16 protein-coding genes are annotated in these 24673 nt (G+C 66.8%); 2 read left to right on the top strand and 14 right to left on the bottom strand.

The features are described 5' to 3' along the window. A complete protein-coding gene (locus ACZY0R_RS11450) occupies positions 1 to 2781 on the top strand; it encodes an Hsp70 family protein (protein WP_488858467.1) in 2781 nt (926 codons plus the stop codon). Positions 2782 to 2920: 139 nt separating this feature from the next. Here ACZY0R_RS11450 and ACZY0R_RS11445 read toward each other — a convergent pair whose 3' ends face one another. The 10 genes from ACZY0R_RS11445 to ACZY0R_RS11400 all read right to left on the bottom strand — a co-directional run bounded on the left by ACZY0R_RS11445 (position 2921) and on the right by ACZY0R_RS11400 (position 16835). Beyond that, positions 2921 to 3295 carry a hypothetical protein gene (locus ACZY0R_RS11445; RefSeq protein WP_488858466.1) on the bottom strand — a complete coding sequence of 125 codons (375 nt, stop codon included), beginning with the start codon at positions 3293 to 3295 and terminating at the stop codon, positions 2921 to 2923. Between the two features lie 80 nt (positions 3296 to 3375). Next, complete coding sequence (locus ACZY0R_RS11440) at positions 3376 to 4596, bottom strand: MFS transporter (protein ID WP_488858465.1); 1221 nt, start codon at positions 4594 to 4596, stop codon at positions 3376 to 3378. 324 nt (positions 4597 to 4920) lie between these two features. Further along, positions 4921 to 5250 carry a hypothetical protein gene (locus tag ACZY0R_RS11435; protein ID WP_045240898.1) on the bottom strand — a complete coding sequence of 110 codons (330 nt, stop codon included), beginning with the start codon at positions 5248 to 5250 and terminating at the stop codon, positions 4921 to 4923. Positions 5251 to 5465: 215 nt separating this feature from the next. After that, complete coding sequence (kce, locus tag ACZY0R_RS11430; RefSeq protein ID WP_488858464.1) at positions 5466 to 6389, bottom strand: 3,5-dioxohexanoate:acetyl-CoA acetone transferase; 924 nt, start codon at positions 6387 to 6389, stop codon at positions 5466 to 5468. Continuing rightward, entirely contained in the window at positions 6386 to 9862 is a 3477-nt protein-coding gene (locus tag ACZY0R_RS11425) for an indolepyruvate ferredoxin oxidoreductase family protein (RefSeq protein WP_488858463.1), read from the bottom strand. Before ACZY0R_RS11425 ends, kce begins: the two co-directional genes overlap by 4 nt. A 101-nt stretch (positions 9863 to 9963) precedes the next feature. Further along, positions 9964 to 11289 (bottom strand): OmpP1/FadL family transporter, encoded by a 1326-nt coding sequence (locus tag ACZY0R_RS11420; protein ID WP_488858462.1) that lies wholly within the window; start codon positions 11287 to 11289, stop codon positions 9964 to 9966. A 70-nt stretch (positions 11290 to 11359) separates the two neighbouring features. Continuing rightward, entirely contained in the window at positions 11360 to 12328 is a 969-nt protein-coding gene (locus ACZY0R_RS11415) for a fumarylacetoacetate hydrolase family protein (RefSeq protein ID WP_488858461.1), read from the bottom strand. A gap of 13 nt (positions 12329 to 12341) precedes the next feature. Further along, entirely contained in the window at positions 12342 to 12938 is a 597-nt protein-coding gene (locus tag ACZY0R_RS11410; protein ID WP_488858460.1) for a VOC family protein, read from the bottom strand. Next, positions 12935 to 14875, bottom strand: a complete 1941-nt coding sequence (locus ACZY0R_RS11405) for an FAD-dependent monooxygenase (RefSeq protein WP_488858459.1) — start codon at positions 14873 to 14875, stop codon at positions 12935 to 12937. Before ACZY0R_RS11405 ends, ACZY0R_RS11410 begins: the two co-directional genes overlap by 4 nt. A gap of 85 nt (positions 14876 to 14960) precedes the next feature. Then, positions 14961 to 16835 (bottom strand): FAD-dependent monooxygenase, encoded by a 1875-nt coding sequence (locus tag ACZY0R_RS11400; RefSeq protein WP_488858457.1) that lies wholly within the window; start codon positions 16833 to 16835, stop codon positions 14961 to 14963. A gap of 229 nt (positions 16836 to 17064) precedes the next feature. Here ACZY0R_RS11400 and ACZY0R_RS11395 point away from each other — a divergent pair, with 229 nt between their 5' ends. Beyond that, positions 17065 to 17793: a TetR/AcrR family transcriptional regulator gene (locus tag ACZY0R_RS11395; RefSeq protein WP_488858455.1), complete on the top strand. Its 729-nt coding sequence runs from the start codon at positions 17065 to 17067 to the stop codon at positions 17791 to 17793. Positions 17794 to 17876: 83 nt separating this feature from the next. Here the strand turns inward: ACZY0R_RS11395 and ACZY0R_RS11390 are convergent, their stop codons facing one another. The 4 genes from ACZY0R_RS11390 to ACZY0R_RS11375 all read right to left on the bottom strand — a co-directional run bounded on the left by ACZY0R_RS11390 (position 17877) and on the right by ACZY0R_RS11375 (position 24661). Next, on the bottom strand, positions 17877 to 20348 hold the full coding sequence (locus tag ACZY0R_RS11390) for an ankyrin repeat domain-containing protein (protein ID WP_488858454.1): 2472 nt from the start codon (positions 20346 to 20348) through the stop codon (positions 17877 to 17879). A gap of 124 nt (positions 20349 to 20472) precedes the next feature. Beyond that, entirely contained in the window at positions 20473 to 20961 is a 489-nt protein-coding gene (locus ACZY0R_RS11385; protein WP_488858453.1) for a GNAT family N-acetyltransferase, read from the bottom strand. Positions 20962 to 21228: 267 nt separating this feature from the next. Next, positions 21229 to 22224, bottom strand: coding sequence for a Bug family tripartite tricarboxylate transporter substrate binding protein (locus ACZY0R_RS11380; RefSeq protein ID WP_488858452.1), 996 nt, complete (start codon positions 22222 to 22224; stop codon positions 21229 to 21231). Positions 22225 to 22273: 49 nt separating this feature from the next. Next, on the bottom strand, positions 22274 to 24661 hold the full coding sequence (locus ACZY0R_RS11375; protein WP_488858451.1) for an acyl-CoA dehydrogenase family protein: 2388 nt from the start codon (positions 24659 to 24661) through the stop codon (positions 22274 to 22276). Between the last annotated feature and the right edge of the window lie 12 nt (positions 24662 to 24673).

Genomic DNA, 24673 nt, shown 5'->3' with positions numbered 1-24673 from the left:
ATGAAGCCGTACATCGTCGGCATTGACCTTGGCACCAGCAACACGGTCGTCGCCTATGCGGAGGCGGGGTCCGAGCAGATCCGCGTCTTCGATATCGATCAGCTGGTCAGCCTGGGAGAGGTCGCCGCGCGGCCTCTCCTGCCATCCGTGCGCTACCACGCGGCGCCCGGCGAACTCAACGGGGGCGACCTGCAGTTGCCGTGGCAACACGCCGCGAGCGCCGGAGCGCGCCGGACCGTGATCGGCCGCCTCGCGGCCACGCTGGGCGCGCAGGTGCCCGGCAGGCTCGTGGCCAGCGCGAAAAGCTGGCTGTCGCATGCCTCGGTCGACCGGACCGCGCCAATCCTGCCCTGGGGGGCGGACGAAGAGGTCGGCAAGATCTCGCCGGTCGCGGCAAGCGCCAGCTATCTGGGCTACGTGCGCGCGGCATGGAATCACCGTTTCCCGCAGGCCCCGCTCGAAGAACAGGACGTGGTGCTTACCGTGCCCGCCTCATTCGACGAAGGCGCGCGCGCGCTGACGCTGGAAGCGGCGCGCATGGGCGGGCTGCCCGCCCTGCGCCTGCTCGAAGAGCCGCAGGCTGCGTTCTACGACTGGCTGTTCCATCATCGCCAGACGCTGGAAACGGACCTTGCGCAAACGCGCCTGGTGCTGATCTGCGACGTCGGCGGCGGCACCACCGACCTGACCCTCATCAAGGTGGAGATGCAGGACGGGCAGCCGCAACTGACCCGCATCGGCGTGGGCAATCACCTGATGCTCGGCGGCGACAATATGGACCTCGCCCTGGCGCATCTTGTCGAAGCGCGTCTCGCCACGGCAGAGACACGGCTGTCGGCGGCCAGCCTGTCGCAGCTCGTCGCGCGCTGCCGCGCCGCCAAGGAGCAGCTCCTCGGCGCGCAGCCGCCGGACTCGGTCACGGTGACGCTGCTGGGCGCGGGCTCCCGGCTGATCGGCGCGGCACGCTCGGTGGAAGTGACGCGGCAGGAAATCGAACAGCTCATCGTCGATGGATTCTTCCCTGCGGTGTCGTCCAGCGAACGGCCCGGCCGCGCACGGGGCGCCATTGTCGAGTTTGGCCTGCCCTATGCGGCCGACCCGGCGGTCACGCGGCACGTTGCGGCCTTCCTGAGCCAGCACGCTGCGCAGTCGCAAACGGCACTGGGCACGGCGCAGACGCATGATGACGCGCTGGCGATGCCCGACACCCTGCTGCTCAACGGCGGGGTGTTCCGCGCCGATGCGCTGGCGGGGCGCGTTGCCGGCACCCTGGGCACCTGGCGCGGTGCGCCCGTGCAGGTACTGCACAACGACAACCCCGACGTAGCCGTTGCCCGTGGCGCGGTAGCGTACGCGCGCGCGCGCACCGGCCAGGCGCCGCGCATCGGCGGGGGATCGCCGCGCAGCTACTTCCTCGTTCTCGACGATGGCGCGCAGGGGCAGCAAGGCATCTGCCTGTTGCCGCGAGGCACGGAAGAAGGCCACGAGATCCATCTGGAGGATCGCGCCTTCGCCCTGCGGCTCGGGCATCCGGTGCGCTTCCACCTGGTTTCCTCCGTCGCCGACACGGCCTATCGGCCGGGCGAGCTGACCGATCTGTCGAAGGGCGACTTCGTTCGCCTGCCGCCGATTGCCACGGTCGTGCAGCCGCGCGGCGCGAGCGGGCCCCGGGAAACGCCGGTGCAGCTCACCACATCGCTGACCGAGGTCGGCACGCTGGAGGTGCACTGCATCGATATGGCCGATGCCTCGCAGCGATGGCTGCTCGAATTCCAGCTGCGCGCCAACGGCACGGCAGCGCCCACGCCCGCTGAAACGCCGGATACGCCGAACGCAGCCTTGCCGCAAGCGGTCGAAACCATCGACCGTACCTTCGGCGCGCGCTCGCAAGACGTCGGCCCCAAGGAGGTCAAGCGGATGCGGGCGCAACTGGAGCAACTCCTGGGCACGCGCGAGCGCTGGGACAGCGCGCTGCTGCGCGAACTGTTCGGCACGTTCTGGGAGCGCGCGCGGCGGCGGCGGCGCACGGCCGACCATGAACGCCTGTGGCTGAACCTGGCCGGCTACTGCGTGCGGCCGGGGTTCGGCTACCCGCTCGACGACTGGCGCGTCGAACAGCTTTGGTCGCTGTACGAGCAAGGGATCCAGTACGTCAACGAAAGCCAGATCTGGTCGGAGTGGTGGACGCTGTGGCGGCGGGCGGCGGGCGGCCTGGACGAGAGCGCGCAACTGCGCTTGCTGGACGACATGGCCTTCCATCTGCAGCCGCCCGGCAGCACGCGGTATAAACGGCCTGCCGGCCCCGCAAGGGCCGGCTACGCCGACATGGTGCGCCTTGCCGGGTCCCTCGAACGCATCCCGGCCGAGCGCAAGATCGAACTCGCCGAATGGTTGCTGGCCCGGCTGCGCAAGCCCTCGGAAAACAGCCAGGGCTGGTGGGCCGTGGGCCGCATCGGGGCACGCCGGCCGTTCTATGGCAGCGCGCACAGCGTCGTGCCTGCCGAGGTCGCCGCGCAATGGCTGGAAGCGATTCTTGCGCTCGACTGGAAGAAGGTCGAGCCGGCCGCGTTCGCCGCCGTCCAGATCGCCCGCATGACAGGCGACCGCTCCAGGGACCTGTCCCCCGAGATCCGCGCGAGCGTAGTCCGGCGGCTGGAAGCCGCCCACGCACCGCAAAGCTGGATCGCCATGGTGCGCGAAACGGTGGAACTCGATGAAGCCGACGAGGGGCGCGTGTTTGGCGAGTCCCTGCCCGCCGGGTTGAAACTGATCGTGGGTTGATCCCCACCGGGAACGCTATGCCAGATCCGGGTGCTGCATCTTGTCGACCACATCGCCGCCTGCCTGGCGAACGGGGGCGAGGGGCGCGGCGCATTCCGCACGCGCGCCTGCCTGATATCCCGCCCTCCTCTGGCCCCGGTTATTCGGACTTTCCCGGCAGTTCGATGATGCCGCCGTCGTGGCCGTCCATCACCACCACCGCATCGTCTGCCCAGTGCACTTCCGCCACCGGCACGCCGGACGCAGGGGTCTCGCCGACCTGCATGCCATTGGCTGTATACACCCGGACATAGCCGTTCACATAGTAGAGCTTGTCCGATCCCTGCCCGGGGGTGGACATTGTCGGGATCAGGTTTATCCAACTGAACAGTTTGTACTTTTGATAGTAGAACGCCTGGTTCGGGCTATATACCCTGGCCCCATGAGGCACGCCGTAGTACAGGTAAAGATACGATGGATAAGCCAGGACGGCGACCGCCACGGCGAAGCAAATAAGGCGAATCCGTTTTTTCATTGTTTTCCAGGCTCGCTTCGACCCGTGCCTCCAAAATAATAGCCAGGGTCGGGTGAAATGCGTTTGCGCCGGCGCGCGGCTCAGCTTCTTTTCGGCGTCGGACTAAAGAGATACGGCACCACCGCCAGCGCTACCACCACCGCTGCGGTGAGGAAAATCGCGGCGTAGGTCTTCGATACCGGCCATCGCTGGAGGTCGCCCATCCGGGCAATCATGCCGAAGCCCCACGAGGTCAGCGCCGAGCCGAGGAAGACGAACGTGTTGAGCACGCCGAGACCTCTCCCGCGCGAAGACGGCGGAACCAGGCCACGGCCCTGCGCCATGACCAGCGGATGCAGCATGCCGATGGTCGACAGCAACGCCATCAGGCCCACGCCGGAAATCATGCCGCTCGCAGGCCAGATGGTCAGGAAGATCGCACCCGTCATCGCGAAACAGGACCATGCCGCGATGGTCGTCTTGAGCGAGCTGCGCCGCACCAGCACAGGCAGGAAGAATGCGGTCAGGAACCCGCTGACGCTGAGCAAGGCCAGCGCGACGCCACGGGCGCCGGAGTCGAGGCCATACACATTGGCCAGATAGGGCCCGCTCCACGCATTGCGGAACGCCGTGCCCGCCGACATGGCGACGCACATCGGGATGAGGGTCCACAAGGGCGCGATGGCCAACAGCTTCGCGCTCTGCGAGAGCATGGGCCACAGCGGAACATGGCGGGCCTCGGCGTGCCCTTCGTCCCGGACGAAACGCCAGACGCCGTAGCAGGCGACAACCATGCAAAGCGCCGCGAAGGACATGGCAACGCGCCAGCCGAGCAAGTGCATGGCCCACCCGAGCGGCGCCGTTGCGCACAGTGCCCCAATCATGCCCGTGGCGTTGGACTGGCTGACAACCCTGGTGTAGTTCTTTTCGGAGAGCTGCTCGGAAGCGAAATGCAGCAGCCCCATGAAGACCGGTGCGCAGGCCAGTCCAAGCCCCGCCTGCGCAAGCATGGCGACCGTGCCGTTGGGCGCGGCCGTAAACAGCAAGGAAGACACCGCGCCGATGGCAAGAAGAAGGGCCGTGGGCTTGCCCACGCCATATCGGTCGAAGGCGATCCCGACGGGAATCTGCGCGACAGCGAATGCCAGGAAGAAGCAGGAGGACAAGCTGCCGAAACCCGCGGCGGTCAAGCCAAAGTCATGCTGGAGTTCGGGCGCCATCACGGCCAGGCAGCTGCGATAGAACTGGCTTAGCGCGAAGGCGAAGGTCAGCAGGACAATACCGCGCCGGGCACGCCGGGCCGCCGTACTGGCGCCATGCAATGCTCTCTCCTCAGGCAACGCGGAGGAGAACCGGCGATTGCGCCAGTAACTGACCGGATTTTTCAACTTGAAATCTCTTGACGAAAACCATCAACCTTTGGCGAGGTCGACTCTTGAAAGTGCCTGCGCGCCCTGGGTGCCCGAGGCTTGCATGGCGGGCCGCCGTTCAGGTTGAAAGACCGACATTCTACGCGGCCTCCCGATGATCCGCCGCTGGCATTGGTGTTCGAGGCTTGCAAAACAGGACCGGACAGGCGTCCGGCCCTGCTCGTCATCCGGCGATGCGGGAACGGGCGGACAAGATAACCGGCCTGCCCGTGGAGACTATGCGCCAGCGGTAAACAGCGCCATCGCGGCGATGCCGGCAATGATCAGGATAGGAACCGCCCAATACTGCATGGGGATCCAGAACAGCGTATGGCGCTTGCGAAGCTCGACGGGTTCCTGGGTCTTGGGATCGACCAGGATGCGCCCGGGGCGGGAGTTGAGGCGGCGCCCGAGATAGAAGACGGCCACGGCGGACAAAATCAGTGCAACGACAATCGTTGCCACGTTGGAAAGATTCAGCACCGAGCCCAGCAGGCTCATGACAAGCATGACGGCAAGCGGAACGATGACAACGAGAAAACCTAAACCTTGCCAAATCAAAAACATTAAATGCTCCAGCTCAATGGATATAAGAATGAAATGCCCCGGTCAGGCCGCATAGTCGGTGAATTATATCGATGAGACGGATTGAGCACAAATCAGGATTCTGATGAAATTGGAGAAGGCGGATCCATTGTCCACCCCCCTCCACACCCTTCCACACCCTTGCTTGCAAGCTTCGAACGAGGCCCGGCACGCGTTGATCCGGGCCACCTTCCGCTTCAGAAGCCGACGCTATTGCGCCCCTTCAGTAGCAGCAGCGACCGCGCTTCTTCCGGCGTAGCGATCTCGAGCGACAGCGCCTCGATCACACTGCGCACCCGCAGTACCTGCGCGGCATTGCTGTGCGCAAGCCTGCCGGGGCCATCCCACAGGGAATCCTCCAGCCCAACGCGCACATTGCCGCCGACCGACGCGGAAATCGCCGCCAGCGGCATTTGATGCCGTCCGGCGCCCAGCACCGACCAGACGTAGTCCCTGCCGAACAGCCGGTCCGCGGTGCGGCGCATGTGCATCAGGTCCTCCACATGCGCACCGATGCCGCCCCGCAGCCCGAACACGGACTGAATCAGCAGCGGTGGTGTCAGGAGCGCGCGATCGAGGAAGTGCGCCGCCGTGTAGAGGTGCCCGATGTCGTAGCACTCGATCTCGAACCGCGTCTGGTTTTCACCGCAGGACTGGAGAATGTATGCGATGTCCTTGAACGTGTTCCTGAAGATGCCGTCGTAGCTTTGCTCCAGGTAGGGACGCTCCCAGTCGTGCCTGAGGTCCTTGAAGCGGTCCAGCAATTCGTACAGGCCGAAGTTCATCGTGCCCATATTGAGGGACGCGAGTTCCGGCCGCAACTGCAGCGCCGGCTGCAGCCGCTCCTCGACGCTCATCGTCGGCGCGCCGCCCGTGGTCAGGTTGATCACCACATCCGAAGCCGCCTTGATGGCCGGTGCGAACCGGCGAAATAGCGCCGGGTCCTGCGAAGGACGTCCATCGCCGGGATCGCGCGCGTGGAGGTGAACGATGGCGGCGCCGGCCTGCGCGGCGCCAATCGCGCTCGCTGCAATGTCGTCAGGCGTGACAGGCAGATGGGGCGACATGGATGGCGTGTGGATGGACCCGGTAATGGCGCAGGCGATGATGACTTTGTTCAAGATGCTTCCTCGTTGGGGAATGGGTTCGAGCGGGCCTTATCCCGCCTGGCGAAGCCGGACTGCGCCAGCCGTTCCCGGACATGCCCATACCCCCGCACGCTGGCAGGCCAGGCCAGCAGTTCCCGCAAGCGCTCCGCGGGCCATTGCGCCGCCACCTGTTCAATAGCGTCGAGGTCTTCTTCGTAGGCATCGCGCACGCGGCGATTCAGTACTGCCTCCGCGCCGCGTGCGAACGGGTCGAGCCAGCTGCCACGCAGGAAGCGCACGCTGGCCAGCATGCGGAACACGGGACGTATCCAGCCGCCAACGCGTGTCTTGCTGACCTTTCCGGTAAGTTTGTCCAGCTTGCCGAAGGGGCCGCCCGCCAGATGGAAGCCAATCTTGAACTCGCCTTCGAACGCATCGCGCAGGGACTGCAGGAACTCGGGCCTGGCATACAAGCGTGCCACCTCGAACTCGTCCTTGACCGCAAGCACGCGAAAGTACTGCGTCGCCACCTGACGGACCAGGGCCTCGGCGTCGCTACGGCCTGCCAGCGTGCGCTGGACCGCTGCGATCCGCTTGCGGTAGCGATCGGCAAGCGCCGTGTTCTGATAGCCGACAAGTCGCCGGGCCCGGTCCTCGATCAGCCCGGCCAGCGATCCGCCCGCCTTCATCTGCATCCGGACAACCTGCACGGGCGCCAGCAGCCGCAGTACCGCCGCGTTGTCATGCGCGAGCCACCGGCCCAGCGCGAACGCCTTCTGGTTGGTGGCGGCCGCCACCCCGTTGAGTTCGATTGCCTTCTCCATCGCGGGCCGCCGCACCGGGATCGAGCCCTTCTGCCAGGCGTAGCCAAGCAAAAGCATGTTCGAGAGAATGGCATCGCCAAGGAGTTGCCGCGCCAGCGCTGCCACGTCGACAAATTCGGCTCGCCCGCCCAGTGCCGCGGTCAGCCGATGCCTGAGACCCGTCTCATTGGCCGACCAGTCCGGCTGGCTGGTGAAGTCACTGGTGGGAACGATCTCGGTATTGACGAAGGCGCGCGCCAGCCCCGGTCGCAGCCGCGACAGGGCGTCGGCGCCGGCCGCGACGATCAGGTCGCATCCCAGCAGGACATCGGCTTCGCCGCTGCCGATGCGCGCGGCGTGCAGCAGTTCCGCGTTGGGGGCAATCCGGATATGCGACCCGACCGCACCGTACTTCTGGGATAGTCCGGTGATGTCCAGTGAACTGCCGGCCTTGCCATCCAGGTGCGCCGCCATGGTCAGCACGGCGCCAATGGTCACGACGCCGGTGCCGCCGATGCCCGCCACCAGGATCGACGCCGGTTCGAAATCGCCCGGGATGGCGGGGTCCGGCAGCGCGGGAATCTTCAGGTCGCCTGGCGTGCCACCCTTAGTTTCGGGCCGGCGCGGCTTTGCCCCGTCGAGCGTCACAAAGCTCGGGCAAAAACCGCGCACGCACGACATGTCCTTGTTGCACGATGACTGGTTGATCTGCCGCTTGCGGCCCAGCGCCGTCTCCAGCGGCTCGATGGCCAGGCATCCGGACTGGTCGCCGCAATCGCCGCAGCCCTCGCAGACCTCGGGATCGATATAGGTACGCACCGGCGGGTCGGGCAGCTTGCCGCGCTTGCGCAGCCGCCGCGCCTCGGTGGCGCAGGCCTGGTCGTAGATGAGCACCGACAGCCCGGCGTATTCGCGCAGTTCGCGCTGCACGGTCTCCAGTGCCGCGCGGTCGTATACCGGCACGTCCAGCGCTGCGCGGCGGCGCTGGTCGTAAGCCGTCACATCATCCGTGACCACGACGAGCTTCCTGATCCCCTCCGCCCGCAACTGGGCGACAGCCTTGTCGACACTCAGCTCGCCATCGACCGGCTGGCCGCCCGTCATGGAGACAAAGCCGTTGAACAACAGCTTATAGGTCATCCGCAGATTGGCCGCCAGCGCCTGGCGGATCGCCAGATAGCCGGAATGGAAGTAAGTCCCGTCGCCCATGTTGGCGAAGACATGCGGCTCGCTAGTGAACGGCGCCTGCCCCATCCACATCATCCCCTCGCCACCCATGTGCGAGACGGTGTGCGTCTTCTTCGGGTCGTTCAGCATGGCAATGGTATGGCAGCCGATGCCCGCCAGCGCCCTGCTGCCGTCCGGCAGCCTGGTGGACGTGTTGTGCGGGCAACCCGCGCAAAAGCTCGGCCGGCGCAGCGGCGCGGCAGGTTCCGCCGCGCTCGTCAATGGCGCATTCACATCCGCCACGGCCTGCCCCGGCAATCCCAGCAGCCGGTGGATGGCATCGGCGATCTGGAGCACCGTCAGCTCATTGCAGATGGGCAGCACCGGGGCGCCCCGCGACGCGGACCACTCAGGCGCGCCGTCGAACTTGCCACGCACCAAGGGCGCCCGCGCCATGCGCGCATCGAAGAGGATGGACTTCAGTTGCGACTCGAGCAGCGGCCGCTTCTCCTCGATCACCAGGATGGTGTCGAGACCCTCGGCAAAGGCGCGCACGATTTCGTCTTCGAGCGGCCATACCATGCCGATCTTCAATACGCGCAGCGCCGCGCCGTGCGGACTGGCAGCGTCGATGCCGAGCCGCTGCAAGGCTTGCATCGTATCGGCGTAGGATTTGCCGGCGGTGACGATGCCCACGCGCGCGGCCGGGGCAGGCCACACTAGCCGGTTGAGCCCCGCCGCCCGGGCGAAATGGACGGCTGCCGGTAGCTTGTGCACGTACAGGCGCTCTTCCGCGACCGGCGCCATTTCGAAGGCGCGAATATGCAGGGGTCCATTGGCTGCGGGCAATGCACCGATCGGGGCACGCTGCCCCACCTCGACTTCGCTGGCGGATTCCACCACGTCGGTCACAAGCTTCATGCCGACCCAGCATCCGCTGTGGCGCGACATCTCGATCCCCCGCAAGCCGAAGTCGATGATGTCCTGGACGTTCGCCGGGTACAGCACCGGTATGCCTGCCGCGATCAGCGAGAAGTCAGACTGGTGCGCGGTGGTCGACGACTTCGCGCTATGGTCGTCGCCCGCCAGGACCAGCACGCCGCCGGCGGCACTGGTGCCGGCCAGGTTGCCGTGCTTCAGCGGATCGCCGCTGCGATCGACGCCCGGCCCCTTGCCGTACCAGATGCCAAACACGCCTTCCACCGTGGCGCCGGGAAAAGTGCCGACGTATTGCGTGCCCCAGATGGCAGTGGCGGCCAGGTCCTCGTTGACGCCGGGCTGGAAGCGCACGTTCATCGCCTGCAGCAGCGGCTGGACGCGCCACAGCTCCATGTCGAGCCGGCCCAGCGGCGATCCGCGGTAGCCGGAGATAAAGCCCCCGGTATTCTTGCCCAGGCGCACATCGATGCGGCGCTGGTCCAGCGCGATGCGCAGGATTGCCTGGTTCCCGGTGAGGAAGACCTTGCCGGCGAGTTGCTCGAAGCGGTCGTCCAGCCGGGGCGACGGCAATGCCGTTGGCTCCGTGCGCGCGTTCATGGCTGATCGCCTGTGAGTACCCGGTTACCGCTGGCACGCGGAATAAGACAAGCCGTCATCGAAACGAACTCCGTGATGAATGATTAAGGTATCGATGGCAATCAGAAGCGCTGCGAGTACTGCACGCCGATGCTCTGCTGCCGCGTCGACAGGGTTTCCTGGCCCGCGACCGTGGGATTGCCTGAAAGTTGTGTGGCAACGGCCGAACCCAGTGCCGAGCTGCCGGTGGTGGTGTAGCCGGGAGACAAGGAGTAGAAGACCGACCATTTGCTGTTCGGCCCGGTCGCATAGCCGAGTCCGAGGGTGTAGTGCCGGCGGAACGTGGCAGGCGAGGTGACGTTGCTAGCGGTGTCCTCATCCGCGTAGGCCGCACTGTTGAATGAGACGCCGCCCGACACGTGCAAGGCGGGGGTCACCTGGTAGCGCACACCGAGCTTGAAGACATTCATGTCCTTCCACCCATTGCCCGGGCCGCCGCTGCTGCCGCGCAAGGCGGTGCCGTCGAAGGGGCGATTGCCGAGCCCGGACGTTCCCGAATAGTTGATGCGCTGGTAATCGAAGAGAAAGGACAGCTCGGGCGTGGGCGACCACTGCATGCCGGCCAGCATATTCTCCGGAATATCCAGGCGGCCCTGGTCCGCCAGCAAGCCCTCATACTCCGTGAGCCGTCCCATCCGGATACGGGGCGAGTACGCCACGCCGAAGCCGAGCGTATCGCTGGCACGCCAGTAGGAACCGATGCGCATCCCCACGCCGAACGAGGACGCCGTGCCCTGGTTGGTCAGGTGGTCCGGCGCCGCCGACTGCGGGGCCAACGCCTGCAAGCCCTCGGCACTGAACAACTGGGCCGCGATCAATAGCGAGAAGCCGACCGAGAACGTATCGGAAACCCGTGCGGATACCGTTGGCGCTATCGTCAACTGCTGGATGGTGGTGGTGGCCCTGCCGTTGCCGCATAGCACATTGCCACGGTAGGTGGCGCCGGGCGCCGCCGGCGGCGGTGCGAGGCAGGTTGTGGCGCTGCCCGTGAAGTAGGTGCCCGCGCCATTGCTGTAGCCGACGAGGCTCAGCGACAGGTCGGGACTCATCATCTTGCTGACCGCCATGTCGGCAAGCGGCACCCAGCGGTTCGCGCTATCCGCGCGGGTGTCGAGCACGCCGGTCAATGGCGGCGGCAGGCCCGCCGAGCGGCTCATGCTGGTCCGGCCGTTGGTGGCGATCAGGTTGCCGTCGAAGCGGTTGCCGGCCCATACCGTGGTAGCGGGGTTGCTGGCGCCGCCGAACGCATCGCGCGTCGATGCGGCGGCGGCACCGGCCACGCCGCGCGCTTCGGCGCCGTAGCCAATCTGGAAGTAGCCGTTGTCGGCAAGCGCAAGCGCGGGACACAGGGCTGCCGCGGACGTGACGATCCACTGTTTCGAATTCACTGCTGTCTCCATTGTCATTGTTATGGCCGCGGGAATGTCTCTGCCTCCTCGCGGCGGGGGCTTGATGCGATCAGTGGCCGGTGATCAGATTGGTCAGGACGCCAAGTCCGGCGATTTCAACCTCGACCCGATCGCCGTCGTGCAGGAAGCGCCACTGCTCTATGCCGGCGCAGTTCGGCACGCATCCGGTGGCGAGCAGTTCGCCGCCGTGCAGGGTCTCGTTGGACGATGCATAGCTGACGATGCGGTCGATGCGATGGGTCATCCCCGAGGTGCTGCCTTTGCCGCGCACCTCACCGTTGACGCGCACGATGACGTCGAGCGCATGCGGATCGCCGATCTCATCCGCCGTGACGACCCAGGCGCCGAGACTGTTGCTGCCATCGAAGTCCTTGCCCTTGGCCGGGCCTGCGCTGGGCCGGGCGCGCATCTCCTTCATCAGCTGCGCGCGCTCGGAGAAGTCGTTGAAGATCACGTAGCCGAACACGTGCGACATCGCCGCCGCGCTGTCGATGTTCTTGCCCGGACGCCCGACGATCACCCCAAGCTCGGCCTCGTAGTCCAGCTTGGTGCCCGGCGCGGGCCGGCGCACCCTGCCCCCATGACCGGAAAGATTGAGGCGCGCGCCTTTGTAGTACATGGGCGTTTCAAAGAAGGCCTTCGGGACTTTCCCCGCGCCCAGCATGCGCATCAGCAAACCTGTCAGCGGGCTGACGCCATGCGCCATGACCTGCCGGAACGCATTCCTGAGATGCTGCTCGTACACGCTGAAGCAACGGATCTGCGGGGGACGGTAAGGGACCTGGAGCCGGACCTCCCCCAGCGCATGGACCCCCGGCGCGCGGCCCGCCCCGGCGCTTTCCGCCGCCAGTTTCCGAATGACCGGCAGCGTCTCATCCTGATGCTCGATCAGCGCCAGCAGGGAAGCGAAGCGCGCGTCGCCCGAAAAGGAAGCGGTCACGTCCAGCACGCGGCCGCCCGAAAGCGAGAGCCCCACATGGCTTGCCACGTCCGCCGAGGAAAACGTACACAGTCTCACGGCCTTGACTCCCTCAGCGCAACGCCAGGAACTGGCGGCTGGTCACCTCGCCGGGCCGCATCAGCAGGCTGTCGGGTTCGCCCGCCTTGTAGCGTTCGAGCAAATGCTCCGGATCGAACTCGACGCCGATCGAGTTTTCGGCGAAGGCGCCCGAGCGGAACCAGGCCTGCAGGTCTTCCGGCGCCGCGAAGTTGTCAACCTGGAGTTCGGCCTGTACGCCGTCGGGGTCGCGGTAGTACAGCGACGTGGTCGGCCCATGGTTGATGCACCATTCCGGCATGAGGGCGTGCGCCTTCAGGCGTTCATAGGTGTGAAGCAGGTCGCCGAGCGAGCCGAAAGTGAATGCCACATGGTCCAGGCCCGTACTCTCGCGCCGCTTGGGCTCGAAATTCGCGGCGTTGATCAGTGCCAGGCGGTGGTGCTCTTCGTCGTAGGACAGGAAGCAAAGCAAGGCATTTCGGAACATCACGCGAGCGCCCAGCACGATGCTCCACCAATGGATCGCTTCGTCAAAGCGCCGCGTGGTGAGCACGATATGGGCGAGCTTCGCTGGGGGGCGCGCGTCCGGGTCCGGGCAGGGGATAGGAAACTGGTCCATGATGTCGCTCATTGCCTCTCCTTCGTGAGGTGGGCCGCGCTTGCGGCGCTGGTGCTGATGGTGGTGATGGTGGTGACGGACTGGGAAACCAGGCGGGTGACAACGTCGCGCAACGCCGCCCGAGGATCGGCGCACTGACGCCGGCTGCGCCAGGCCACGATGCCGTCGCCGCGCAGCAGCACGGCGCCGGACTCGTCGATCTCCAGCGCCGCGGCGAATGCCGACGGGTTGATGCGGAACTGCGCGGCGTCGCCGCTGCCGACAAGCGGACACGCCACCTCGATGCCCCAATCGGAATGCAGTTGCGACAGGGCCGCCTGCCAGCGCACGCGCTCCTTCTCGTTGACCAGCAACGTCATCGGTGCGCGCCGCGCCAGGTCCCGCGTCGAGAGTGACTCGCCATCGCGTTCGCTCCAGAGATGGGGAACCAGCGAGCCGGGGCTTGTGCTCGGCCAGTATTCGGCGCCGGCATGGGGGGACTGCGGGTGCGGATGCGGCTCGCGGCAGACGAATCCGCCCGAATGCGCGTAGCCTAGATCGGTGCCGAGCGTCACGAACACTTCGCGCTGCTTGTCGATCGCCCTTCGCACTTTTGCCCGGGCATCGACGCCGCCGGGCTCCGCGCCCGCCAGGCGGCCCAGCGGCTTCAGGCCGGCGCCCGTCACAGTACGGAACAGCCCTCGTGCCACGCGCTTGGGCAGCATGCGCACCCATGCGGACCGGGACAGCGCGGACAACGTCTTGAAGCCGGCAGGCTCCACGCCGGCGGCACGCAACACCTCGTCGGACAGCTCGCTCAGTTGCAGCGTCCGGCGCGCATGGGCATCCGCGCTCGCGGTCCGCTCGGCGGCGTAACTGGACAACAGCGCTTGCGCGAGGTCCCCGCGCACGAAGCTGCCCAGCAGGATCTGCAGCCGCCACGCCAGGCTCGCCGCATCCTCGATGCCATGGTTCATGCCGAAGCCCCCGATGGCGGAGAATCCGGCGGCTGCGTCGCCCAGCAGCATTACGCGGCCCACCCGGCAGGTCTCGGCGCGCCGTAGCGCCATGGCCCATGGCCGGACCGACTGGACCTTGACGTCGATGCTGTCATCGCCAATCGCCGCCCGCACCAGCGCCAGCGCCCGCGTGGCCGGCATCTCGCCACCCGGCTCGATTTCCGGCAGCACCGCCGTCGACAGGACCCAGTCCTCTTCGTCTGCGGTGTGGGCCGTGAGCGTGCCCACCACCCGGGGGTTGAGAATCCAGTACAACGGGCTTGGCCGCGACGTGGTCAGCCTGTCCAGCCGCGCACGGAAATGGATCTGCGCGACCGCCTGCAACGGCGTCTCGGCCGAGCGCACCCCGAGCAGGCGCCGCACGGTGCTCTGCGCGCCGTCCGCACCCGCGATGAAGCGCGCGGTGCGCCGCACGCGCCGGCCGCTGCGCAGTTCGCGCAGCGTCAACACACATCCGTCATCGTCTTGCGACAGCGCCTCCAGCTCGTATCCCGCCAGGAACTCGATCAGCTCGCTGCCCGCAACGCGCTGCCGCAAGATCAGATCGGTCACGTTCTGGGACAGGTGCAGCGGGCGGCAAGGCCCGCTGCCCAGCAGTCGGGCGGTATGCACCGGGTCGTTGCCGATCGGCACGCAGCGCCCAAGATCCACCCCCGCCAGCGACGTGCACCACGTGATGTAGCGAAGCTTGAGCGGCGCCGAACTGATCTCGCGCAGCGCCTCGGCAAGTTCGGCATCGATGGAGCGGATCACCTCCATCGCGCGGGCAGACCAGACGTGTCCGCGCGGATGCGTATCCGCATCCGGCTGGCGCTCGATCAGCACGCTGCGGATGCCGCGGCTGGCGAGGAGCAGGGCCAGCACGGAGCCAGCCGTGCCGGCGCCGACGATCGCAACGGGGGTGGGATGTCCACCCTGGCGGAGCGGCGCGGCTTCGGGATTGTGTGTCACAGGTGAACCTTCGCGAGAGTGTTGATGAGTGCCTGCGCGGCGGGGCGTGGCGACAGCCGGGAGCCTTGGCCCGGACCGGACGCGCTTACGAGACACGCGCGCCAGCCCGTGCGTCGGATGGCAGCGGTTCGCGTGACGGGATGGGGACTTGAAGCACCCGGCAAAGGGCTCCGAGCACGTCCTCCAACCGCGCGTCCGTCGCCGCTGCATGCCGCCATGCGATGTGCCCATCGGGGCGCACCAGGATGGCGGCGTCGGGCAGCCCAAGGTTCCATGCGGATAGTTGCGGCCTGTCGGCGTGATGCGTGACGGCGTCGAGGTCCACGCCGTACACGGCTACGCCGCCAAGCTGCTGGCTCGCTGACTCGGCAAGCCCGGCGCACGCCTTGCCATGGTGCCCAAAGCCGGCGAGCAGGAAGTGCCCATGGCCAATCAGATCATGCGAAGTGGCAGGCGACCCCGGCGCGCCTTGCAGCCGGAAATGCGGCAACCGCGCGCCCGGCGTGAGCGACTGCGCCACTTCGAGTACGGGATTTGACGTCATCGGGGCCGCCGCGCCGCCGTCGCAGACCGCCGCGCTCCGGTACACGTAGCCCAGGTCCAGGCCGAGCGTGTTGAAATGCTCCATCTGCGCCTCGGCGGCCAGTTGCACGTTTCGCCGGATGCCCGCGAACCTGGGCGTAGCCGCCCGTTGCACTTTCCGGGTCCGCGAGTCGATCGGTGCGACCAACAGGCGCTTCACGGCGGAGCGCAGCGCGGTGGGCAGCGCGCGGGCCGGCGCACTGGCGCGCAGCCGCGCCATCGTCGGCAGCTTATCCTCATCAAGGCCCAATGCCGCGGTGACCTGCCGCATCTTGCGGTGGTTTGCCACGCTGACGCGGCTGTTCGTCTCGGCGACAGGCTTGCGCTCGTCGCCATAGGTATCGAGCAGCCCCGGGCCCGCCCACCCCTTCATCACGCAGGCCAGCTTCCACGCCAGGTTGTGCGCGTCGGCGGCGCCCGTGTTCAGCCCGAGCCCGCCGGTGGGCGGGAAGCGGTGCGCGGCATCGCCCACGAGGAAGGTGCGCCCCTGGCTGTATGGCGCGGCAATGTGAGCCTGCATCGTCCAGTTCGACAGCGACGTGATGCGCAACGGCAAACGGCGGTCGCCAAGCGCGGCCCGGAGAATGCGCTCGCAGCGGTCCGGGGGGAAGTCGGCCGGAGATTCGTACTGCGGAAAGTACGGCGTCATGAAAACCGAGTAGCGCGCCGCATCGTGCACGATGAAAGTGCCGGGCGCCGCGGCCGACAGGACCCAGAAGAGGATCGACGGACTGTCCTTGACCAGATGCCGGATATCCGCCTCGAAATTGATGGTGATGAGATGCGCCAGGTTGGTCTCCCCGACCATGGGGAGACCCAGGCTGCGGCGTACCGGGCTGCCGGCACCGTCGGCCGCGATCAGCCAGTCGCTGCGCACCCGGTACGTCTCACCGGTCGCGACATCCTTTACCGACGAAACGGCGCCGTGCCCGCTGTGCTCCGCGCCCTGCCAGGCATGGCCGAAGCGCGTCTGGCAGCGAACGCGGCGCGACACCTGGGCGAACAGCAGGCGCTCAAGATGATGCTGGGGAATATTCGCGGTGCGCTTGCTGCTGGCGGCCGCCATGCTGGCGAGGTAGCCGGCGCTGCCGATATCGATGCGGGCCAGATCCCCTTCGGCAAGGTTTTGCCGCCAGGTCACGAAGCGCGCTTCGGCGGAATGGGTCGTGATACCCGCCAGTGCCTCATCGGTGACGCCGATACCGGCCAGGATCTCCTGCGTCCGGGTGTTGATGACATGCGCCTGCGGCGCGAGATGCAGGTCATCGCGCTGCTCGACCAGCAGCGACTCGATGCCCTGGTCCGCCAGCAGCGCTGCCATCAGCATGCCGACCGGGCCAGCACCTACGATCAATACCGGAACTTCCAACTCGCGCATCCCTGCCTCCCAATGTTGCTGGCCGCCTCACGGCCGCCTTGGGACGTGAATTTATACAACTATAAGTCAATAGCACACTGGTACTTATACTTATATCAGGACGACTTCGATGAGGACGCGAAGGGAAGCCCGGCAAAGCTGCCGCCCAGGAAGATGCCAGGGGGCAAGCCCCAGGCATGTGGGAGAATGCCGGGATCGTTACCGTGAGCGAAACACGTCCTGAGCCACCATGCCCCCTGTCGATAGCCGGCGCACCAAGACTCCCGCCCGAAAGCGCGCCACCGAAGCATCCGCCGCCACGACACCCGCCTCCCCCGCGGTCGAGGTATCGGGGCGACAGCGTCTGATCGAAGCCGCCGAGAGCGAGTTCACGCAAAAAGGATTCGACGGCGCCTCGGTCCTGTCGATCGCCAACCGCGCGGGCGTGAAGCAACCGCTGCTGAACTACCACTTTGGCAGCAAGGAAGGGCTCTGGCGCGCGGTAGTGGAGAATGCGTACGCGGGATCCCTTGCCGCATCCAGGCATGCGGCGGATGCACTCGATCGCTCGGATCCGCTCGCCCGCTTGCAAGCCGCGCTAAGGGCCTTCGCGGTGAGCAATATCCTGCATCCGGCAGCGCACTCCCTTGTCCTCATGGAAGTCGCGCAGGACGGTCCAAGACTGGACTGGCTGGTGGACAACTACATGAAGCCGTTTCATGAGAAGCTCGATGCGCTGATTGCGGAGTGCCATGCGGCGGAATTGCTGAAGCCCTACCCGGCTGAGCATGCCAGCGTCATGATGACCGCCATGCTGACGGCGGTGCAATCGGCTACCCATCTGCTGAAGCGGCTTTATGGCGTGGGGCCCATGACACCCGCGCAGGCGGACCAGCATGCGGAACAGGTCATCGATGTGCTGATGAATGGCATGGCAGCCCACCGGCCAGGCAGACGGCGTACGGCAAAGCCCGGCTAGTTCCGCGACGTTACGCCGCTGCGTGGCCGCAGGCGTCTTGCCTTGCGGGCACTCCGCAGCGGAGCCCGCAAGGACCTTCGCCCCTACCGAAAGGCAACGCTCCCGGCCGCGCGCCGCGCCAGCTCGTCGGCCCGCACGCCGGCAAAAGGCCTGGCGCGCGCCGTCATGCTCATATCGCAGTTGCCGGTCCTGGCAGCGCCATCCATCACCTGGCTGACCACGCCCGCCAGCTCCGGACCGGCCTCTGCGCCACGACCCAACTGCCACGACAACAAATCCGCCACCGCCATGCCGCAGCGCCGCGGGTCGCGATACAGGGCGCCGTCGTGTTCAAGCAGCATCTTCACCTTGGCTTGCTGGCCCATCATCATCATGGTCACCAGCGGCAAGGCATCGGGCTGGTCCACCCCTGCGATACGCACTCCCGCGTCGGTGCGGTCGGTCTGGTCGGCACCTGCCTTCAGCCATGCCAGGTACAGGTCATCCGGCAGCCACGGCAGGCTCAGCGGCGCGATGCCGTTGTTCTTCATGCCTTGCGCGCTATCCAAGTACTTCAGGCTGACGCCGGCGGCAACCATCCGCTCGCCCACGGCACGTGCGCTGGCCCGCAGTCCGTCCCAGGCAGGACTATCCTTGCTGGCGGCCGCGCGCGACTCCAGCTCGCTCCACGTACGCAACAGCGCCGACATGGGCTCGCTGGTGAGCGGCGCCGCCGGCTTGCGCGAAGCCTGCATCAGCTGGTCGACCAGCGCCGGCTGCAGGTAGCGCGCGGACAGGCTCAGCGCTTCGTCCATGCCATTGCGCGCCACCCCGGTCTTGCCGCCGTAGCCGCCCACCGAAGCATCCGCGCCATGATCGAGCGCGAAGGCCACGCGTTCCGGCACGGCAAGGGCCGCGCCAGGCTTCAACTCGCCGTACGACGCCCGCAGCGCTTCCAGCAACGGCGTTTCCCACATGGCGCGATCGCCGTAATACATGCTGATGTAGGCCGCGTTGATGTCGGCGCCCTTGTCCAGCAACTGTTCGGCAAACCCGCGGGTGCGGTAGTTGGAGATGGCCGCGTGCAGCACGCTGCGGCCCTTCTTGTCGCGCGCGTTCGGGTTGGCGCCGTGGGACAGCAGGTACTCCAGCGTGTCGCGATCTTCCCCATAGTAGGACGTGCGCGTGATCAGCAAGGGCGTGCCGTTGTGGTCGGGCGCCTCCACCGAGGCGCCCGCCGCCAGCAGCATGTCGGCGATGGCGTAGCGCTGCGCCGGGGGACGCGTATCGCGCCCGACCGGCATGGCGCCTGCCAGCATGGCCCGGCCCGTGCCTGGCCCGTCCGCCTTGGCGCCGGCTGCCAGCAAAGTGCGGACGATCTCCGCCTGCTTGTGGTACACCGCCGAACCCAGCGCCGACACGCCATATTCGTTGACCCCGTCCGGATCCTGGCCACGCGAAAGCTGCGCGCGCAGCGCCTCCAGGTCGCCCGCCTTGATCGCCGCGAAAATCTCCAGCCGCGGCCGGCACGCGGCCGGCGTCAACGCCGGCTCGCCCAGCGCGGCGCCGATGCGGGCTGCCACGTTCGACGGGATGGCCGTATTCGACGCCATCCGCAGGGTGCAGTACTGGCGGTAGTCCTCGCGCGCCAGCGCCAGGTAATAGTCGCGCTTTTGCGGCTCGCGTTCGCGTCCGCTTTGCTGCCAGCGGGCATCCGCGCGATTCAGGTAGGCGGCGGTACGTGACGGGTCCCGCCGCAGCACCTCGCCCAGGATCAGGTCGGCCTGGGCCGCGTCGCCTGTCTCGGCCAGCCAGAATGCATAGTCGTTCAAGGCGAGCAGCGTGCCGGCGCTTTCGCCCCTGGGATCGATCTCGCGGTAGTCGTGCTCCATGACGAAGGTGCGCAGCTGCGCCAGCGCGCGGCCGAATTCCGCCGTCTTCGCGCGGGGTATGGCCAGCGCCGCCTGGTGCAGCGCGCGGAAGGCCGCCAGCGTATCGGCGGGCGCCTGCTGCACGAAGCGCACATCGGGCGGCACGGCCGCAAGCCGGCTCGGATAGCTCACCGGGGCGCTGCGCAAGGTCGCCATGGCCTGGGCCTGTCGTGCCGCGCCCCAGGGCCGCGTGCTCGTCACCGTGGCCGTGCTGGCATCGGCGCGCACCGTGGCGGCCTCGCCCGTGGCGTCAACAAGGTAGCCGTTCACCTGCTTGCCATCGGCTTCGCTGTAGGTATAGGCCACCCAGTAGAAGACCTGTTCGCCCCTGGGCTGGGCCACCGTCACCCTCTCCTCGCGCGACGGACGCCATGCGTCCGGATCGATCACCAGCGCCGGCGAGCGGAACGCCAGCGTGTATGTCCCGCCTTCGCGCAGGTAGCGATAGAAAAACAAGCGGTTCTCGACCTGGCCGACCAGCAGCGCATCGCGCGCGTTCTCGGTGCCCCACACGCGCCGCTCCGGCGCGTTCAGGGGATACCGGCCCAGGCGCATGGCGTCGATGACTTCGCCGATATCGTAGGCCAGCGCGGCAGGCGGCATGCCGGCGGTGCAGGCGAGCGCCAGCGCCGCGGCGCCGAGCACTCGGGAAAGCCGGGCAACGCGGCGGCCTTGTCGGGAACAAATGATGGAGGGAATACGGAACATCCTGGCCGGGCAAAGTGCCGAGAGAGGCAGATGATACCCCGCCCGCGCCCCACCGCCAGGGCTATTTGCTCCGGGTGGCCGCGTTCCGGCCCGCAGGCCGAGCCGCGTCCTTTTGCATGAACACGCTGAGGGGGTCGTCGGCGTAGGTTCCGAACGGCCCGCACCGGACGTAACCCGCCCGTCCGTACAGGGCGAGTGCTTCGGGCTGGCTGACACCGGTCTCCAGCACGAAGCGCGGGCAGTCCCTGGCGATGGCTTCGCCTTCGAGCCGGGTCAGCAGTGCCAGCGCAATGCCTTCGCCGCGATTTTCCGGGCGCACGTACATGCGCTTGATTTCCCCGAACTCCGGCTGCAAGACGATCGCCCCGCAACCGACGGCAACGCCCTGCCCGTCCCGCACCACGGCAAACAGCACGTTGGGTTGCGACAGCGCCTCGATATCAATGCCGTGATGGCTCTCCGGCGGATATAGCGGCTTCTGGTACGCGTCGAGTTCGTCGATAAGCCGGATCACCTCTGCTTGCGTTGGGCTTTCAAGCGCAATGTTCATGCTGGTTTTCGAAGGTTGATATGGCTGTCCGCTACCCGGCGGCACCCGGCCGGTAAGCGCCGGCGCCATGGCGCCGCATCAAATTCTATCCGAGGCGCAACGCCTGCATGACGGCGCCGGGGAATCCCGCGAAGGGGCGCGCGCCTTCATGGAGAAGCACAAGCCCGACTTCCGTGGCCCGCGTTCGGCGCAGCCACGACTTCCGCGCGCCTCGCCCGGCCCCTGCCCGGCTACGTCAGGTCAGGGAATCGGCGGTAGACATAGTCGTCAATCAAGCGTCATGTTCGATGCGCGAATGACTTCTCCCCACCTTTCCCGCTCGCCAGCCACAAAGGCAGAAAACGTTGCCGGTGGCTGCCCGCCCGGAATCCCACCCATTTGCCGCAGCTGTGACACGAGGTCAGGATCACGCATGACTGCACCGAGGTGGTGTTCCAGCTGGCTGACGACGGCCGGAGGCGTTTTTGCAGCGACGAAGATGCCAATCCATGCCGTCGAGACGATACTGGCAAATCCGGCCTGCTCCATGGTCGGCACATCGGGCAGGCTCGGCACGCGCTGCGCCGCGGCCACCGCTAGTGCGCGCAGCTTGCCGGAGCGGATATATGGCAGCGCCTGCGTCAGATTGTCGAACTGGAACGTCGTTTCCCCCGCAAGCAAGGCGGTCGTGGCAGGCGTGGAGCCTTTGTATGGCACGTGAATGGCATCCGTGCCAGTGCGTATCTTGAAGAGTTCGCCCACCAGGTGGCTGGTCTGGCCGATGCCCGCGGAGCCGAAGGACAGCTTGCCGGGGTGTTGCTTCATCTGGGCGACAAGGTCAGCCACGCTCTTGACCGGTGACTGGGCATTGACCACCAGGACATTGGGAAAGGCAATGACATCGGTAATCGCCGTCAAATCCGATGGTTGGTACGTGAGGCGCCTGTAGGCGCTGTAGTTGATGGCTTGCGGGCCAACGTTGCCGGCCAGGAGGGTATAGCCGTCGGCCGGCGCACGCAAGGCGGCTTGCGTACCGATGATGCCGCCACTGCCGGGTCGGTTGTCGACGACGACGGGCTGGCCCAGGCGTGCACTGAGCTTTGATGCCAGCAGGCGGATGGGAATGTCGATCGTACCGCCAGGCGCACCGGGTACGACGATCGTGACGGGTCGTGTCGGCCAGGCGGTCTCGGACTGCGCACCCGCGACAGCGGAGAACGCCAGCGCCACAAGGCCGCAGGCGAAGGACACTACCGGACGTCCCGATGGACAGAGTGCTCTCATACTGTTTGTCTCCTGGATGTACTGCGTCGGATTCTCCGACCGATCCATGTCAGGGCACGGGTGCCGCATCCGCGGCCGCGGCGAAGCGGCCAAGGTGCATGGCGGCATTGCCGAGCAGCAGCTCATTGCCGATGAGCCGTTTGCTGTAATGGCTGACCGGCGTCTCGTGTTGCAGTCCGACAGCGCCATGCAGCTGCAAGACATCAAACGCGATAGCGCGACCAGCCATGCCGGACAGGTACTTGGCGGCGCTGACCCGGCGCCTGCGTTCGTCGGGGAGCGCGGCATGCCAGCCGATCAATGCCCGCCGCACCAGATGACGTGCACCGCTCCAGGCGCGATAGTGATCGACCATGCGATGCTGCAAGACTTGCTGTTCCGCCAGGGTGCGTCCGAACTGCTTGCGTGTGCGCAGGTACTCGACAGTGATGCCCAGCACGCGCCGCATGGCACCGACGCTTTCAGCGCACAGGGCGATGGTGGCCAGTGCCATGGCATGCTCCATTGCCGCTACCGCGTCGTCCCCGCGGCCGATCAGGGCGCCGGCCGCCAGCGCAACGTTGTCCAGCCGCACGTCAGCCGCGCCGCGCGCGTCGTGGAGCTGATAAGCGCGTATCACGACACCACGGGCTTCCGCCGGCACGTCGAATACCCCAAGACTGCCGTCTTCCAGCTTCGCGGCGACGATGAAGTGGTGCGCCTGGGCGCCACCCATTACCAGTGGATTGATACCATCGACCTGCCAGCCTCCACCAACCCGCCGCGCGGTTATCGTCGGGCGCAGCGTCCGCCCCGCGACGGGCTCATCGCCGCAGGCCACCGCGCAACGCGCATCGCCACTGGCCAGCGCCGCCAGTCGCGCATCGCGCGTGGCACTGGCCGGCAGCGCAAGAAGGGCCTGGACCCCAAGTACCGCGCTCCAGGGAAGCGGTTCCAGCACGAGCGCTTCCCCCAGTGCTTCCACTAGAGGCAGCAGGTCTTCCATGGACCGGCCCAAGCCGCCAAACGCTTCCGGCATTGTCAGGTTGGTCAAGCCCAGGTCGATGAGACCTGCCCAGGCCTCATTGTCGAAGCCGCCCTGCATGCCGATGATCTTCTGCCGGCGCTCGAAGCTGTAGTGGCCATCCAGCCAGCGGCGCACGGTATCGGCCATCATGGCCTGCTCTTCGCCGAGGTGATCATTGCGGGGCCGGTCGAGTTCGGTCTGCCCGGCAAATATTGCCTTTGCAACGATCTGGCGCTGGATCTCCGAGGAACCGCCCGCCAGCGAGCTGCCACGATAGCGCCACATATGCAGAGTCGTGTTACCTGCGTGGGCTGAAGGCCCCTGCCCAGCCTGTGGCCGGCCTTCCAGCGCCTCAGGATCGAACGGCAGGGAGGCGGCACCATGCGCATCCATTCGAAACAAGTGAAGATCCTGCAGCAACTGAATGCCTTCGAGTTTCAGCAGGGACGCTTCGAGGTCGGGACTGCCCCCTTCCGCTGCCTGCCGCACGGCTGGCCACCACGCCGCTTCGAGCGCGCGCAGGCGAATGTCCAATGCGGCGTGGCGGCGCGCAACCAGGGCGTGCTCAATGGCGTGCTCCATGTTCACAGGCTTGCCTTCCTCGTTGCGCCGCGCCTGGACCATTTCGGCGGCACGGGCCAACTCCGCCTTGCACTCAGCCACCCGAGCCACGAACAGACGTTCGATCACCAACAGTCCCTTGGCGATAGCCCATCCGCCGTCCGCTTTGCCGACCAGATTGGCTTCAGGCACCCGCACATCGTCAAAGAACATCTGGACGTGGAACAACGCGCCGTTGATATAGCGGATTGGCCGCACCGTCACGCCGGGTGAGCGCAAGTCGATCAGCAGCACGGAGATGCCATCCTGCTTGCGCAACGCAGCCGGATCGGTGCGTACCAGCACCAGGGCCCAGTTGGCCCAATGCCCCAGGCTTTGCCAGACCTTGGAGCCATTCACGATCCATGCGCCGCCATCGCGACGTGCCGTGGTGCGCAGCGCGGCCAGGTCCGAGCCCGCGTCGGGCTCCGAATAGCCCTGTGCCCAGAAATCGTCAAAGGAGAGCATCCCGGGCAGGAATCGGCGGCATTGTTCCTGTGTGCCGTGGCGGATCAATGTGGGGCCGATGGTATCGATGCCGAGGTTTTCGATATACGGCGCGTCGCTGGCTGCCAACTCCTCCCGAAAGATGGCCTGTTGCACCAGCGACCATCCCGGCCCGCCGTGTCCGGCCGGCCAACCCGGCGCCGCCCAGCCGCGCGCATGCAGAATGCGATGCCACCGGGCCGCCTGCTCCCGGGTGACAAGACAATGGGCGCGCGTCGCAGCGCGGATATCGGGCGGCACTGCCTCCTGCAGGAAGGCGCGGATTTCCTTGCGGAATGCCTCGTCAGTGCGTTGAACCGATCCGGAGTCTGACAGGTGCGACATCTTCTGTTCCTT

The sequence above is a fragment of the Cupriavidus sp. F041 genome (genome assembly GCF_057814235.1).
The sequence above is the reverse complement of the archived record's forward strand: the minus strand, read 5'-3'. Positions and strand labels throughout refer to the sequence as shown.

Excerpts from the sequence above, each read along its gene's own strand:
- ACZY0R_RS11445 (WP_488858466.1), bottom strand. The coding sequence starts at position 3,295 with ATGAAAAAACGGATTCGCCTTATTTGCTTCGCCGTGGCGGTCGCCGTC.
- ACZY0R_RS11425 (WP_488858463.1), bottom strand. The coding sequence starts at position 9,862 with ATGAACGCGCGCACGGAGCCAACGGCATTGCCGTCGCCCCGGCTGGAC.
- ACZY0R_RS11395 (WP_488858455.1), top strand. The coding sequence starts at position 17,065 with ATGCCCCCTGTCGATAGCCGGCGCACCAAGACTCCCGCCCGAAAGCGC.
- ACZY0R_RS11400 (WP_488858457.1), bottom strand. The coding sequence starts at position 16,835 with ATGCGCGAGTTGGAAGTTCCGGTATTGATCGTAGGTGCTGGCCCGGTC.
- ACZY0R_RS11410 (WP_488858460.1), bottom strand. The coding sequence starts at position 12,938 with ATGAGCGACATCATGGACCAGTTTCCTATCCCCTGCCCGGACCCGGAC.
- ACZY0R_RS11435 (WP_045240898.1), bottom strand. The coding sequence starts at position 5,250 with ATGTTTTTGATTTGGCAAGGTTTAGGTTTTCTCGTTGTCATCGTTCCG.
- ACZY0R_RS11380 (WP_488858452.1), bottom strand. The coding sequence starts at position 22,224 with ATGAGAGCACTCTGTCCATCGGGACGTCCGGTAGTGTCCTTCGCCTGC.
- ACZY0R_RS11385 (WP_488858453.1), bottom strand. The coding sequence starts at position 20,961 with ATGAACATTGCGCTTGAAAGCCCAACGCAAGCAGAGGTGATCCGGCTT.
- ACZY0R_RS11375 (WP_488858451.1), bottom strand. The coding sequence starts at position 24,661 with ATGTCGCACCTGTCAGACTCCGGATCGGTTCAACGCACTGACGAGGCA.
- ACZY0R_RS11450 (WP_488858467.1), top strand. The coding sequence starts at position 1 with ATGAAGCCGTACATCGTCGGCATTGACCTTGGCACCAGCAACACGGTC.